Origin of the sequence: Wandonia haliotis (assembly GCF_039523435.1) — a bacterium.
In the GTDB taxonomy this organism is placed as follows: domain Bacteria; phylum Bacteroidota; class Bacteroidia; order Flavobacteriales_D; family Crocinitomicaceae; genus Wandonia; species Wandonia haliotis.
Window position 1 is genome coordinate 207770 of record NZ_BAAAFH010000007.1, and the last position, 14105, is coordinate 221874.

At 40.2% G+C, this 14105-nt stretch carries 16 protein-coding genes; 12 read left to right on the plus strand and 4 right to left on the minus strand.

Annotated features, from left to right (window positions below; translation table 11 throughout):
• Positions 1-7: 7 nt before the first annotated feature.
• Genes lpxB through surE form a run of 3 tightly spaced genes read right to left on the minus strand, consistent with a single transcriptional unit; the run spans position 8 to position 2234 of the window.
• On the minus strand, positions 8-1135 hold the full coding sequence (lpxB, locus tag ABDZ97_RS07075) for a lipid-A-disaccharide synthase (RefSeq protein ID WP_343785949.1): 1128 nt from the start codon (positions 1133-1135) through the stop codon (positions 8-10).
• Positions 1135-1446, minus strand: a complete 312-nt coding sequence (locus tag ABDZ97_RS07080; protein WP_343785951.1) for a hypothetical protein — start codon at positions 1444-1446, stop codon at positions 1135-1137. Before ABDZ97_RS07080 ends, lpxB begins: the two co-directional genes overlap by 1 nt.
• Complete coding sequence (surE, locus tag ABDZ97_RS07085) at positions 1443-2234, minus strand: 5'/3'-nucleotidase SurE (RefSeq protein ID WP_343785953.1); 792 nt, start codon at positions 2232-2234, stop codon at positions 1443-1445. The genes ABDZ97_RS07080 and surE overlap by 4 nt, the downstream gene beginning before the upstream one ends.
• 205 nt (positions 2235-2439) lie before the next feature.
• Between surE and ABDZ97_RS07090 the strand changes: the two genes are divergently transcribed.
• The 7 genes from ABDZ97_RS07090 to ABDZ97_RS07120 all read left to right on the plus strand — a co-directional run bounded on the left by ABDZ97_RS07090 (position 2440) and on the right by ABDZ97_RS07120 (position 8224).
• On the plus strand, positions 2440-3027 hold the full coding sequence (locus ABDZ97_RS07090; RefSeq protein ID WP_343785955.1) for a DinB family protein: 588 nt from the start codon (positions 2440-2442) through the stop codon (positions 3025-3027).
• Positions 3024-3794, plus strand: a complete 771-nt coding sequence (locus ABDZ97_RS07095; RefSeq protein WP_343785957.1) for a C40 family peptidase — start codon at positions 3024-3026, stop codon at positions 3792-3794. The genes ABDZ97_RS07090 and ABDZ97_RS07095 overlap by 4 nt, the downstream gene beginning before the upstream one ends.
• 7 nt (positions 3795-3801) lie before the next feature.
• Positions 3802-4716, plus strand: a complete 915-nt coding sequence (locus tag ABDZ97_RS07100; protein WP_343785959.1) for an NAD-dependent epimerase/dehydratase family protein — start codon at positions 3802-3804, stop codon at positions 4714-4716.
• A gap of 62 nt (positions 4717-4778) precedes the next feature.
• Positions 4779-6056, plus strand: coding sequence for a serine hydroxymethyltransferase (gene glyA / locus ABDZ97_RS07105; RefSeq protein ID WP_343785961.1), 1278 nt, complete (start codon positions 4779-4781; stop codon positions 6054-6056).
• A gap of 120 nt (positions 6057-6176) precedes the next feature.
• A complete protein-coding gene (gene rplS / locus ABDZ97_RS07110) occupies positions 6177-6527 on the plus strand; it encodes a 50S ribosomal protein L19 (protein WP_343785963.1) in 351 nt (116 codons plus the stop codon).
• A gap of 151 nt (positions 6528-6678) precedes the next feature.
• Entirely contained in the window at positions 6679-7587 is a 909-nt protein-coding gene (locus tag ABDZ97_RS07115) for a WD40 repeat domain-containing protein (protein WP_343785965.1), read from the plus strand.
• 16 nt (positions 7588-7603) lie between these two features.
• Positions 7604-8224, plus strand: a complete 621-nt coding sequence (locus ABDZ97_RS07120; protein WP_343785967.1) for a class I SAM-dependent methyltransferase — start codon at positions 7604-7606, stop codon at positions 8222-8224.
• Here ABDZ97_RS07120 and ABDZ97_RS07125 read toward each other — a convergent pair.
• Entirely contained in the window at positions 8221-9654 is a 1434-nt protein-coding gene (locus tag ABDZ97_RS07125; protein WP_343785969.1) for an ATP-dependent DNA helicase, read from the minus strand. The genes ABDZ97_RS07120 and ABDZ97_RS07125 overlap by 4 nt on opposite strands.
• 279 nt (positions 9655-9933) lie before the next feature.
• Between ABDZ97_RS07125 and ABDZ97_RS07130 the strand changes: the two genes are divergently transcribed.
• The 5 genes from ABDZ97_RS07130 to ABDZ97_RS07150 are packed head-to-tail and all read left to right on the plus strand — an operon-like array spanning position 9934 to position 14025.
• Positions 9934-10818, plus strand: coding sequence for a hypothetical protein (locus ABDZ97_RS07130; protein WP_343785971.1), 885 nt, complete (start codon positions 9934-9936; stop codon positions 10816-10818).
• A gap of 13 nt (positions 10819-10831) precedes the next feature.
• Positions 10832-11581, plus strand: coding sequence for a DUF3822 family protein (locus tag ABDZ97_RS07135; RefSeq protein WP_343785973.1), 750 nt, complete (start codon positions 10832-10834; stop codon positions 11579-11581).
• The gene (rsmD, locus tag ABDZ97_RS07140) at positions 11572-12114 is read left to right on the plus strand and encodes a 16S rRNA (guanine(966)-N(2))-methyltransferase RsmD (RefSeq protein WP_343785975.1); all 543 of its coding nucleotides are present in this window, start codon (positions 11572-11574) and stop codon (positions 12112-12114) included. Before ABDZ97_RS07135 ends, rsmD begins: the two co-directional genes overlap by 10 nt.
• A complete protein-coding gene (coaD, locus tag ABDZ97_RS07145; RefSeq protein WP_343785977.1) occupies positions 12101-12568 on the plus strand; it encodes a pantetheine-phosphate adenylyltransferase in 468 nt (155 codons plus the stop codon). Before rsmD ends, coaD begins: the two co-directional genes overlap by 14 nt.
• A 38-nt stretch (positions 12569-12606) precedes the next feature.
• The gene (locus ABDZ97_RS07150) at positions 12607-14025 is read left to right on the plus strand and encodes a TlpA family protein disulfide reductase (RefSeq protein ID WP_343785979.1); all 1419 of its coding nucleotides are present in this window, start codon (positions 12607-12609) and stop codon (positions 14023-14025) included.
• Positions 14026-14105 lie beyond the last annotated feature (80 nt).

Genomic DNA, 14105 nt, shown 5'->3' on the forward strand with positions numbered 1-14105 from the left:
AAAAACCTTACCGTTCTTCAATAATTTTCAACATCCTTGAAGCCGTTTCTTCACTGGCTCCACCTCCTCCTAACTTCTCAATCAATCTGTCATAATCTTGCAGAAGTTTCTCTCTTTTCTCACCGCCTTTTATCAATCCTTTCAGTTCGTTTTCTATATTTTTTGGTGTACAATCCTGCTGAATTAACTCCCGCACAACCTCTCTATCCATAATCAGATTAACCAACGAAATATAAGCTACTTTAATTAATCTCCGGGCGATGTGATAAGAAACAACCGATCCTTTGTAGCAAACAACTTCCGGAACTCTGAACAAAGCTGTTTCCAATGTTGCTGTCCCACTTGTCACAACAGCTCCTTCGGCAACAGAAAGCAATTCATACGTACTGTTAAACACAATTGAGACATCTTTATCATTTTCTATAAACGTCTCATAAAAAGAAGCCTCTATTGCCGGAGCACCAGCAATTACGATCTGATAATCAGAAAAACTTTTCACTCCTTCCAGCATAATTGGAAGTTTAACGGAAATTTCCTGTTTACGACTTCCGGGAAGCACCGCTATAACAGGTTTATCAGATAAGCCTGTTTCTTGCAAAAATTGCACTTTATCAAATGCATTTTTTCTAAAATCAGTAATTGCATCCAGTAGCGGGTGGCCTACAAAATCAACATCCACTTCGAATCGGGCGTAAAAATCCTTTTCGAAAGGAAGGATACAGTACATTTTATCGACAACCTTTTTAATTTTGTGAACACGTCCCTGCTTCCATGCCCAAATCTGGGGAGAAATATAGTAGAGCACCTGGATACCTTCTTTTTTCGCCCATTCTGCAATCCGCATATTAAATCCAGGGTAATCAATCAAAATGAGAGCATCCGGACGAAAATCTTCAATATCCTTTTTGCAAAAAGATATATTCCCCAAAATGGTTCGCAGATTCAATAGCACCTCAACAAACCCCATAAAGGCAAGATCTCTGATGTGTTTTACAGGTTCACCGGCTACTTCTTTCATCCTGTCACCACCCCAAAACCGGAACTCAATATCCGGACGTTGTACTTTCAGAGCTTTCATAAGATTACTCCCATGTAAATCACCCGAAGCCTCACCTGCTATTACGTATAACTTCATTAAAAATAAATCAGGTAAATGAATAGAGGGAAATAAGCCAGTGTACCCAGAATTACACCACGCGCAATTCCGTACCTTTCCTTATTCAGAAACAAATAAAACCACACCAGATTAGCAATCATACAAAGAGAAAGTATACGACTCATCGTCGTATTCAAGTGAAAAAAATTGTACCACAACCGACTAAACGGTAATGATTCTAACCTGGAATAGAAAAAAATAAATGCCGGCATGATTACCCAGGGAGACGTAATCCCTAAAAGGATTCCTAATCCTATCCCTTTATTTTTATTTGACTTATAGGGTTTCATAATTTCCAGTTATTAAAGTCCGACATCACGTGATATGCGGTCATATCAAACTGAGTGGGAACAATCGAGGCATATCCGTTATTTAAGGCAAAAACATCTGTATCTTCACCATTATCAAAATTCTCAAACTCACCAGTCAACCAATAGTATGGATTTCCGAATTGGTCTATTCTCCGGTCAAAAGAATCCCGCCAGTAAGCTCTTGCCTGGCGACAAATCTTAATTCCTTTCAGTTCTTTTTCGTCTACCTTCGGAATATTCACATTCAGACAAACATGATGCGGAAATTCGGAAGAAAGACATTTTTCCACCACTTGCTTCACAACAAACTGACTCGCTGTAAAATCCGCATCTGCCGCAAAATCCTGAAGTGAAAACCCTACGGAAGGGATATCTTCCATTGCTCCTTCCACAGCAGCTGACATGGTTCCTGAATACAAAACGTTCGTAGAACTATTATCTCCATGATTAATTCCCGAAACCAACAAATCAGGCTTCCGGTTTTTCAATAATTCACAAATGGCCAGTTTAACACAATCTACCGGGGTACCGGAACTTGCGTAAGCTTCAATTCCCTGGAAAACCGACGATTTTTTCAAACGAAGCGGATCATGTACAGATATTGCATGCCCCATTCCTGACTGTGGTTTGTCCGGTGCCACTACCAGAATTTCTCCAAATGGCTGGACCGCCTCAACCAAAGACCGTATCCCTTTTGCTGTTATGCCATCATCATTCGTTACTAAAATAAGCGGGCGCTGATTTTCCATACTGTTATCTGAATTCATTCTCCTGCGAAAGTAACTATTTTTAAGCGAAACCACGGAATCAAATTGCAGGCACAAATAGCAGCCAAAAAAAAATTGTAATTTCATTTATAAATGGTTTGATTTAATAGCTGTACGTCCTATCTTTGAACACATAATTTTCAGTTTAACAATTCAATTTTCAGCGCAGACGATTGATACGGCGGGAAGTTTAGTTTAGAAAACCATGAAAAATACGCAGGCGACAGTTCTTTTGAATGACTTATCCGGACTTACGAGAGAGATGATCTCCAAAGCTTCAAAATCACTTGTCCGGCTTAGTGAGAAACAACTGAACTGGAAACCCAATCCTGAAACATGGAGCATCAACCAGATATTTGCTCACCTCAATGCTTTTTCAGGATACTATCACCCGGCACTGCGCAACAGGATTGAAAAGACAAAATTCAGAGAACCAAGAGATATTTTTGTTTCTTCTCCTTTAGGACGGTCCGCCTGGAAATCAATGAAATTGGGGAATGCAAAAAATGTTAAACGTAAATTCAGAGCCCAGAAAGAATATAATCCGGACACATTTGACAAAGAACTTCTGGAAAATGAAGTTGCCGAGTTTTTAAAGTCCCAGGAAGAAATGCTGGTCATTCTCAAGCAATCAGAAGAAGTTGATTTACGAAAAGTAAAAATACCAACATCCATATCGAAGATGGTTAAACTACGTTTGGGAGATTGTCTTCAATATGTTGTTTTCCATAATGAACGACACCTTTATCAGGCCATCAACCTAACAAAACACAGAGGATTTCCCTTGAAATGAAAAAGTTCGGACTTATACAGGTTGCCGCAGCTCCGGTTCGCGCAAGTGATTCGGACACAGCTGAAATTGTTACCCAATTGTTATTTGGTGAAGCCATTGAGCTTATAGCTGACGGTAATCCCTGGGTAAAGATTCGTTGCCAGCATGATGGATATGAGGGCTACATGGATACGAAACAAATTGAATACCTGTCCGATTCGGAATACACACATTGGAAAACTCTTCCAAAAACACGATTGACGCAGCATTGTATTCAGTTACAATCTCCGGACGGTCCGGAATGGATTTTCAGAGGTGCATTCCTTCCTTCGTCCTCTCCAGAATCGGGGTTTCGATTGGGAAGCCGATCATACGAAGTTCTTCATTTTCCTAAGGAACTCGCCAGAAACACCAATAGCATTGAAACAGCCATGGGCTACCTCAACACCCCTTATCTGTGGGGAGGAAGAAGTGTTACCGGCATCGACTGCTCGGGGTACACACAAATCGTCTTTGCTTTTATGGGAGTAGATTTGTTACGGGATGCTTCGCAGCAAGCTACGCAGGGAGAAACAGTCGATTTTGCTGACTCAAAACCCGGAGACCTTGCTTTTTTTCACAACACAAAGGGGAAAATCATACACGTTGGTATTCTAACCGGAACAGGAACCATTCTGCATGCCAGCGGAAAAGTCCGGGAAGACCAATTCGATCAATCCGGCATTTTTCGGAAAGATCTAAACAAATACACACACAACCTGACGTTAATACGTCGCTATTTCAAATAAGAACACTATGAAAATACTAATTACCGGAGGAGCTGGATTTATTGGGAGCAACCTGACAAAAAGACTTGTCGATGACGGACATCAGGTTGTCGTTTTAGACAATCTTCTTCGTGGAAACAAAATCGACAAAAACACCTTCTCTAAAATAGAATTTGTTAAAGGAGATGTACGTGACACTGAACTGGTAAACAAAACGGTTTCCGGCTGTGATATGATTTTTCATTTTGCTGCCGTTCTCGGAGTAGATGTCGTAGCGGACAACCCCGTTGAAACGATGGATGTTGAAGTCATTGGTACACGTAACATTGTTACAGCTGCAGAAGCAAACGGAGTAAAAAAGATTATGTACGCTTCTACTTCAGGAATATACGGACACTCTGCTATTGAATCGGCTTTAACAGAAGAAGTACTTGTAGACCCGCGAACATCCTACGCGATGGCAAAACGATACAATGAAATTTATCTGGCTTCACATCACGAAGAAAAAGGTCTGGATTCTATTTCCCTGCGTTTTTTCAATGTTTACGGTCACAATCAGGACAACCGGATGGTGGTTCCCCGATTCTTTGAACAAGCGGTTAAAAACGATCCGATCACCGTATTCGGTACTGGAAAACAAACTCGTGACTTCACATACATCGACGATACAGTTGAAGCCTGTGTCCGCTTAATGCAGGTTAAAGGAACACATATTGTCAACATTGCTAACGAGCACGAATGGTGTATTGAAGATCTTGCCGAGATCATCCTGAAAATAACAGATTCATCTTCGGAAATTAAATACATTGATGCTCCGAAAAAGCGATACGATTATGAGGTTGAAAGACGCGTTGGATCGTCTGAAAAACTTGTAAAACTAACAGGTTATAAACCTGATACCAATTTGCAGGAAGGGCTTACAAAAATTTATTCGACCTTTTAGATGGTTTCGGAATAGAATACTTCTACATTTGTGGCTCATTAGAACAGAAATAACTTAAAACTATGTCGCACAGAGATCAGGTAATTTTCGATTTGATCGAAAAAGAAAGACAACGTCAACTGCACGGAGTAGAGTTAATTGCTTCGGAAAACTTCGTGAGTGAAGAGGTAATGAAAGCTATGGGCTCCGTTCTTACCAACAAATATGCTGAAGGACTTCCGGGAAAACGCTATTACGGAGGTTGTGAAATAGTAGACCAGGTAGAACAACTGGCTATTGACCGTCTTAAAGAATTATTCGGTGCGACATGGGCAAATGTTCAACCTCATTCAGGAGCTCAGGCCAATTCAGCAGTTATGCTTGCCTGTTTACAACCCGGAGATAAGATTCTTGGTTTTGACCTTTCACATGGTGGTCACCTTACACATGGTTCTCCTGTCAACTTTTCAGGAAAGCTTTACCGTCCTTATTTCTACGGTGTAAACAAAGAAACCGGACTTGTGGATTACGACCAGATGGAAGAGACTGCAAGAAAGGAAAAACCCAAAATGATCATTTGCGGAGCGTCAGCTTACAGCAGAGACTGGGATTATGTACGTATTCGTAAAGTAGCTGACGAAATAGGTGCTTTGGTACTGGCAGATATTTCTCACCCTGCCGGTTTGATTGCTACCAAATTACTGAACGATCCATTGGAGCATTGTCATATTGTTACATCAACAACACACAAAACGTTACGCGGACCGCGCGGTGGAATCATTATGATGCGTCATAATTTTGAAAATCCGTTCGGACTTAAATGGAACAATGGCAATTTAAAATCAATGGGTGCATTGCTGGATGCTGCTGTATTCCCAGGAACTCAGGGAGGACCACTTGAGCACGTAATTGCAGCAAAAGCAGTTGCTTTTGGTGAAGCCCTTACAGAAAACTACGCTGCTTATATGAAACAGGTGCAACGTAACGCAGCTGTAATGGCAGATGAATTTGTAAAAAAAGGATATAAAATCATTTCTGACGGTACCGATAATCACTCGATGTTAATTGACCTCCGTTCAAAAGGAGTGACCGGTAAAGATGCTGAGAACCGTCTTGTGCTTGCAGATATAACGGTCAATAAGAACATGGTTCCGTTTGATACAGAGTCTCCTTTCGTTACCAGCGGTATACGTGTAGGAACACCCGCTATCACAACCCGGGGAGTACAGGAAAATGAAATCCCGGTTATTGTTGAATTTATGGACAAAGTAATCACTAATATCAATGATGATTCTGTACTTACAAGTGTTAAGGCAGATGTAAATGCATTGATGGGAGAACGTCCTTTGTTTCAGTTTTAAACTCAAATACCTGTAACAGTAGAAAAAAAGTTGTAAATATTTTATTTTTTTTCGCTGATTCAGAAATTATTCGTAATATTGCAGCCCGAATTTTCGGCAAAGGTTAAAGAAATTAGTGTCATGGATTACATTAGAGAGATACAAAACGAGTTGGTAGAAGTAAAAGAATTCCCAAAATTCAAAGCAGGGGATACAGTTACTGTCTCTTACAAAATTAAGGAAGGTTCGAAAGAGCGTATCCAGCAGTTCCAGGGAGTTGTTTTACAACGACGCGGTCAAGGTCCCTCAGAGACTTTTACAGTACGTAAAATGTCAGGAAACATCGGGGTTGAGCGTATTTTCCCTATTTCTTCTCCGTTTTTGGAGAATATCGTAGTGAACAAATCCGGTTCAGTTCGTCGTGCACGTATTTTCTACTTGCGTGAACTTACTGGTAAATCAGCTCGTATTAAAGAAAAGCGATCATTCTAGATTGATATCAAGATATGTGAAAAGCTCACCTTCCGGTGGGCTTTTTTGCTTTTGTAGCTTGAGTCACTAAAAACTCACTGCTATTTACCTAACTTTGTAGTCTGAAGAAGACCTTTTCCTCTTTCGGGAGATAACAAGACATACAAAGAACATGAGTACAACAGATTCTACTCCCCCCTTTCATAAAAAACTGGAAATCCGCCAGCATAGCATGGCTATTTATGATCTTGCTATTCCGGTAACTGATACTGTTATCACAGCAAGTGCAGACTGTTTTATCGCTACGTGGGACCTCCTTTCCGGAACACAAAAAGGCTTTACGATTAAAGCCGACTTTCCTGTGTACTCAATTGAGCTTGTAGAAAAAGATCTGCTCTCTGTAGGATTAAATAATGGAGATTTACATATTATAGACATTCATTCCAAAAAGGAAATCCGCTTTTTTAAAAAACATACTTCTGCACTTTTCAGTCAATTATTTATTCCTCAGAAATCGGTACTCATAACCGGAGATGCCGATGGAAATATGGCTGTATGGAACACAAAAAGCTGGGAAATACTTATTTATCTTCCTTTGGGATGCGGGAAAATCAGATCGATCATATCCTCTCCGGACAGCGAACAGCTTTTCATCGGAGGACAGGACGGAAAAATCAGAATATTTACAACCGATTTTTATAATGAGATTGATTCTTTTTATGCTCATAAAGACGGAGTAAATGCACTAGCCATTTTCCCCGGAAGCTCATCGCTCCTTCTGTCAGGTGGTAAAGACGGATACCTGAGAATATGGGACCTGGATAAAAATGAAAAGATAAAAGCACTACCCGCTCATAATTATGCTGTATATGCAATAGCTTTTTCTCCGGATGGTAAAGCATTTGCCACGGCAAGCCGAGATAAATCCATCAAAATATGGGACACTGCCTCCTATCAAGTGTTACAGAAATTAGAGACAAAAACAGGAGGGCATTCTCATTCCGTTAATAAGATCAAATGGACACTATCCGGTTTATTTAGCGCAAGTGATGACCGCAGACTGATTCATTGGGTACACTAGAAGAAAATAGACGAACATGAAAGAATTTTGGGACAAACGCTATGAAGAAGAAGGGTTCGCTTACGGAACAGAACCAAATGTCTTTTTACGAGAAGAACTCAATCGATTGGATCTAACGCAAGGTAAGGCTTTATTCGTTGCCGAAGGAGAAGGGAGAAATGCTGTATACGCTGCCGAACGCGGATTTGAAGTAACTGCTTTTGACATCAGTAGCTCAGGTAAAGAAAAAGCGCTGCAACTTGCCAAACAAAAGGGAGCTCTCCTCACCTACTATGTCGGTGATATTTTCTCGCTCGCTCCCCAACCAGAATCGTTTGATCTGGCGGTATTAATCTTTGCCCACTTCCCTTCTGAAGTCCGAAAAAAAATCCACATCAAAACAGCCGAATCAATTAAGCCGGGAGGATATATACTAGTAGAAGGTTTCAGTAAAAACAATCTGGCTCTTCGTGCTGAGAATCCTCAAATCGGGGGCCCCGATTCAATTCATCTTCTGTACAATACAGATGAAATCCGTGAAGACTTTCCTGATTTCGAAATACTTCATTTAGCTGAAGAAACCGTCGAACTAAACGAAGGGAAATATCATAAAGGGACAGCAAAAGTCATTCGTTTTATCGGGAGAAAAAGGCATTAAAACACTTCCTCCTGCTCTCCAAAAAAAGCTTTATCGAAATTCACAAAATAAACCCGTTCGGTAGCCCGGGTAATTGCGGTATATAACCACCGATGAAACTCATGATTATCCGCTCCATCCGGGAGAAAACCGTGATCAATAAAGACTGCAGACCATTGTCCCCCCTGCGCCTTGTGACAGGTAACAGCATACGAAAACTTCACCTGTAGTGCATTAAAATGAGGATTTTTCATAATCAACTCATACCGTTTTCGCTTATTTCTTTCGTGGAGGTAATCTTTTTCGATCTCAAAGAATAACTCCTTCATCCGATCCCTTGAAAGATTCGGAGAATCCGCATTGATTACCTCCAGGTTAATCAGCACTTCAAATTCATCCATCTCCGGATAATCCACCAGCTCAATAATTGCCCGAACAAAATTAAACCCATAAAGACTTTCTCTGCCTGCTATCCGTTTAATTTTCAAAATCTCTCCATTGGCTAAAAAACCCGCCGGGCTTTTTTCATCCACCCAGAAATAGTTGTTTTTAACCACCATCATATAATCACTCCCGTTGATCTCTTCTTCCATCCACAGAATACGTCCTCTTACCTGCTGGTTAAACAAATTAGCCCGCTTATTCGAGCGGCAAATTATAATCGTCTCGTCACTTCCAAAATTAGAATAACAACTCTCCAGCTCCTCCTGTAACTCAGCTCCGGTAATTCTTCTGACATCCCGAAAAGCATCTGCCTTCAGTTCGGGCCATTCAAATTCATCCAGATTCCGAACATAGGTAGCATTGTAGAGGATTCCGGAGTGTTCTGCCTGACGAACCACCTGCGTCAATCGGGTCATCAGGAAATAAAGCTCCGGAAAATGAAACTCCATATACTCCCGTTGTAAAGCAGGACTGGTATCAGCACCCACCGGAGGAAGCTGTCCTTCATCTCCCAGTAAAATCAAGCTACAATCCACTCCCGAATACACATACGTTACCAAATCTTCTAATAAATTCCGGGAACTGATCCCTCCTTCTCTTGTCATGGTATAATCGCCGATCATAGAAGCTTCATCAACAATAAAGACGGTGTTTTTATGAAGATTAGGGGACAGCATGAAACGCATACTTCCATCCGGAGCAATTTGCCTGCGATAAATTTTCTTATGTATGGTTTGCGCAGGACGCGATGAAGACATTGACAAGACCTTCGCTGCTCTTCCCGTAGGTGCCATCAGAACACTTTTCATTTTAAACGATGACAGAGATTTGACAAAAGCCCCTAACAGCGTCGTTTTTCCTGTTCCTGCATACCCTCTGACAATCAAACATTGCTTTCGTCCTGTTGTATGGACAAACTCGTCGAAATCTACAAGTAAACTCTCCTGATCCGTTGTTAATTCAAAGGGTAAAAATGTGCGAATTGTATGCGATATTGTGTTTCTCATATCCGGTTAACACAAAGTTAATCATTGAACATGAGTTATAGTCAGGATAAAATATGATTCTTGTCTCTAAATGTGAAAAGTGGACTGATATTCCAGTGGTTCACTGCTCTTAACTCCTATTCTGACCATCTTATCACATCCCTTTTATCGTAACAGTCACGACTGTAAAGCATTCAGTTCATTGATTGAACGGTTGAAAAAAAGTAGTGTACGTCTGATAGTGATAATAAAAAAATTGTAGATTTGTGAACTATTGAAAAATGCATAAACGCTTATACCATGAACGGAAACTCATTATCAGTGTTGTTTAAAAAGTACAGCATTCCTGTAATTTTGCTAGTAATCGGTCTTGCTCTTATTATTCTCGGAGTATCCAACAATCAGGGTTCTGACTGGATGATGGCTTCATCTTTACTTGCTATTTCCGGGGTACTTTCGATCATATATGTTTCGGGAATCATCCCCGGAAAAATCAGTTTATTCATCGGGATTCCCGTTGCTTTGGTTGCCGTATATGTTTTGTACCAGATGGGATCAGAAGTTGTAGCTGAAGAAAATAAGAAGATCAAGAAAGAGGAGATTACGAACCTCATGAAGCAGAATCTGAACGATATCAAAGCTGCTCAGATTGCTTATCGTGATAAGTACGGAAAATATGCCAGCGACTGGAATAAATTGATCCACTTCATTAAAAGCGGAACAATTAAGGAAGTTGTAAAAGAAGGTGGTGTTCCAAACCGTCGTCTTACGCCTGAGGAAAGAGCTATTATTTACGGACCGAAGGATAACCGTGCACTAGATTATAATATGACAGAGCTTGAAGCGTATGCACTTGCAAAAAGTGAAACACCTCCGGCAGATCTGACTGGTTTTGTTCGTGATACGGTTGAAGTTTCTTACTTCGAAAGAACATTTAAGAACACCAGCTATGTAGACAGAAGAAAACGTATGGGATTCCCTGAATTTAATGCAGATTCATTGGTGTACATCCCTACTACTTCCGATATGTATTCTCTAAAAACGATGGACTCTCTTGAATACCAGGGATCAAAAGTTCCGGTAATCGAAGTAATGGGTATTCATCCGGTTGAATACAAGGGAAAGCGTGACACATTGATGTTCGGATCATTAACTTCTCCGAACCTGTCAGCAAACTGGGATTAATTCAAAAATAGACATGCAGCAATTGTGCCTGGAAGTTTCCGAAAAGGAATTTGTATACTCAATTGTTAATCGTGACTCAAAAGCCATTTCAGACGCCGGAATTCTCCCGTTAACCGGAAGAACACCGGAAGAGAAAAAGGAACAAATAAAAGAGCTCTTGCAAAAGCAGGGGCTCTTGTCCTTTACAGATGAAGTCACCTTGGCAATCAAAAGCGAAAAAACTACGCTCGTACCCCAAAATATTTTTGGAGAAAGTTCAGCGCAGGATATTTTCCGTCTGTGTTTTGGTGATGCAACTCATGGAGATGTTGATTATAATCGTTTCCCTGAACAAGGGCTGGTGAACGTTTACTTATCTCCGGATTGGGTCAAATCCTTTTTTGTTATCCGCTATCCCAGAATTGTGATTCAACATGAGAATACTCACGTACTACGCGGCATTTTCAATGGGTCTACTTTTTCTCCGATCGTTCATATTATTCCTGAACAGGATTATTTTTCTTTGTTTATCACTTCAAAGAATAAACTTGAATTCTATAATGTTTTCGAATACAAGGCTGCTGAAGATATTATCTACCATGCCGTATTCGTACTCGATCAGAAAGAAATAGATCCCAAGGAACTTAAAATCATCATTCACTCGTCGGGTAAGTTTGACGCACTGGAAGAAGAAGTACGGGATAAATTTCAACGAATTAAACCCGAATCTTCTCTAAAGTTTGACACCCAAACCAAAATAAAACATCAGTTACTTTGCGTATAATCAGCGGTAAATTAAAAGGCATTCGTTTTTCTCCTCCAAAGTCATTTCCCTCGCGTCCGACAACTGACTTTGCCAAGGAGGCGTTGTTCAATATTATCGCTAACGAATTTAATATTGATAATATTACCGTATTAGACCTCTGCGCAGGAACCGGCAGTATTTCTTTTGAGTTTGCTTCCCGTGATGCGATCAGTGTAACCAGTGTTGACCAACATGGTCCTTCACTGAATTTCATTGAAAAAACGGCGAAAAAACATGAACTCAACCAAATTCAAACCCGCAAACAGGATTTGCTCACTTTTCTGAAACAAACCGAACAAACATTTGATTTAATATTTGCAGACCCTCCTTTTGCGTATAAGGAATATGAAAGTATCATACAACTGGTATTTGAACGAAAATTACTGAATGATACCGGGCTGTTAATACTGGAGCACGACAAAAACAATGATTTTTCGAATGTCCCGGAATTCATGTACCTTCGTAATTACGGAGGTGTAAACTTTAGCTTTTTCGAGTATGTCACAGAATAAAAAAACAGGTCTTTTTCCCGGCTCTTTTGACCCATTTACAAAAGGCCATCAGGATGTTGTTGAACAGGCATTAACCCTTTTTGATGAAATAATTATTGGCATTGGAGTTAATGAAACCAAGAAATATCTTTTTGATCTGGAAAAACGAAAACAGCACATTGCCTCCATATTTACAGATTATCCACAAGTAAGTGTGCGCGAATACAAAGGACTTACGGTTGACTTTGCAAAGGCATGTAATGCTCAGTTCCTGATCCGGGGACTCCGTGACTCCAGAGATTTTTCATACGAACGGGCGATAGCACACATGAATGATCAAATGGGGCAGGTTAAAAGTGTTTTCCTGTTAACAAAACCCGAATTCGGAGCCATCAATTCAACCATTGTACGTGAAATTTTTAAAAATGGCGCAAAAATTGATGACTTTGTAACCAATGTTCACTTTCTCGTTTAAAGAAAGAAAACATGTAGCATAGTTTTAAGACCCAATCCATGAGAAAAGCATTTTTCCTGTTTTTAGTAGTATTGCCTCTTTTATCAGTTGCTCAATTGATACAACTAAAAGGGTACGCTCCCGAGTATATCGGGAAAGAAGTTACCCTGAGTAAAATTGTCGATTACATCTCCTACAATGAAGAAGTTATTGCCCGAGCCGAAGTAAAAACGGACAGTATTTTTGAACTCAACTTCTTTTTTTCCTCAACGGAAAAAGTGCGTTTACAAGTAGGAAAAAACTATGCTTTCCTCTACTTACAACCGGGTGCTTCTTACGAGATTTATTTTCCGGGAAGTAGTAAATATGATCCGGTTCACCCGGAAGGAAGTGAAATGGAATTATTATTCCGCAGTCTTCCCAAACAGGATATCAATTACAAAATTCTGGAATTTGACCGGTGGTTAACCGCTTTTATCGGGGAAAATTTTCACACAAAATCCATGGCAGACGGACAGTTCGGTCAAAAACTGGATACGTTGAAGATGAACATGCAGAAGTATTATAGTAAAGACACTTCTTCTTTCTTCAAAACCACTATCATGTTCAGGTTGGCAGAACTCGATGAGGCGAGTTATTATGGTGCACGGAGTGAATTAGAACGCTTTGATCACTATTTATTACATCACCCTGTCAGTTATGACAATGATGCTTATATGGATTACGTCAATAAATTTTTCAAGGACTTTTTTGAGCGCACCAGTATGGAAATCAATAACCGGATTTATCTTGGCGTGCTAAAAGCAAGTCCAACACTGCTGTTTAATGCGCTCGGACAGGATTATCGCATGAAAAATCTGCGACTCAGAGAAATGGTTATGATTAAGGGATTAGGCGAACTTTATTACAACCCCGACTACCCGCAAACGAACATATCCCGTATGTTGGACAGTCTTTCCAATCATGCTCTTTTTGCGCACAATAAAATCATTGCCAAAAATCTGAAACAAAAACTTACCAACCTTGTTCCGGGTAGCCCTTCTCCCCGCTTTGCGGTTGTTGATTATGCGGGTGAAGAGATCTCTCCTTCTTCGTTTCCGGCAAAATACAAATACATCCAGTTTATCCTTTCGGAAAGTGTTACAGGGAAAAATGAAGTAGAATTAATGAAACCTATGTACACCAAATACGGTAACTATGTAGAGTTCATAACTGTTCTTGTAGATGAACCCGATGCGGAAACCCTGCAAAAAGATCCTGTATTAAGTACCATTTCATGGACTCTCGCCAAACCCAAAAATGAATCCGATATTAAAGAGCAATTTAATTTGAGGACATTTCCGCATTATGTTCTGATAGATCCGGATGGATTTATCGTCGGAAATCCTGCTCAGCGTCCCTCCCCAGACGGGCAATATGAAACCATAGACAAAACATTTTTCGAAATTTATAAAGTAATGATGAAAATACCTGATTAACAAAAGGCTATTCAGTATTACCTTTTCTAAGTAGTATACCCGAAGAATAAGAAAGTTTACGTATTTCATCTCATCAGGAT

Coding starts and splice junctions, on each gene's coding strand:
- ABDZ97_RS07130 (WP_343785971.1), top strand. CDS start 9,934: ATGAACGGAAACTCATTATCAGTGTTGTTTAAAAAGTACAGCATTCCT.
- ABDZ97_RS07095 (WP_343785957.1), top strand. CDS start 3,024: ATGAAAAAGTTCGGACTTATACAGGTTGCCGCAGCTCCGGTTCGCGCA.
- rplS (WP_343785963.1), top strand. CDS start 6,177: ATGGATTACATTAGAGAGATACAAAACGAGTTGGTAGAAGTAAAAGAA.
- lpxB (WP_343785949.1), bottom strand. CDS start 1,135: ATGAAGTTATACGTAATAGCAGGTGAGGCTTCGGGTGATTTACATGGG.
- ABDZ97_RS07135 (WP_343785973.1), top strand. CDS start 10,832: ATGCAGCAATTGTGCCTGGAAGTTTCCGAAAAGGAATTTGTATACTCA.
- ABDZ97_RS07120 (WP_343785967.1), top strand. CDS start 7,604: ATGAAAGAATTTTGGGACAAACGCTATGAAGAAGAAGGGTTCGCTTAC.
- ABDZ97_RS07115 (WP_343785965.1), top strand. CDS start 6,679: ATGAGTACAACAGATTCTACTCCCCCCTTTCATAAAAAACTGGAAATC.
- ABDZ97_RS07100 (WP_343785959.1), top strand. CDS start 3,802: ATGAAAATACTAATTACCGGAGGAGCTGGATTTATTGGGAGCAACCTG.
- ABDZ97_RS07150 (WP_343785979.1), top strand. CDS start 12,607: ATGAGAAAAGCATTTTTCCTGTTTTTAGTAGTATTGCCTCTTTTATCA.
- coaD (WP_343785977.1), top strand. CDS start 12,101: ATGTCACAGAATAAAAAAACAGGTCTTTTTCCCGGCTCTTTTGACCCA.
- glyA (WP_343785961.1), top strand. CDS start 4,779: ATGTCGCACAGAGATCAGGTAATTTTCGATTTGATCGAAAAAGAAAGA.
- ABDZ97_RS07080 (WP_343785951.1), bottom strand. CDS start 1,446: ATGAAACCCTATAAGTCAAATAAAAATAAAGGGATAGGATTAGGAATC.
- ABDZ97_RS07125 (WP_343785969.1), bottom strand. CDS start 9,654: ATGAGAAACACAATATCGCATACAATTCGCACATTTTTACCCTTTGAA.
- ABDZ97_RS07090 (WP_343785955.1), top strand. CDS start 2,440: ATGAAAAATACGCAGGCGACAGTTCTTTTGAATGACTTATCCGGACTT.
- surE (WP_343785953.1), bottom strand. CDS start 2,234: ATGAATTCAGATAACAGTATGGAAAATCAGCGCCCGCTTATTTTAGTA.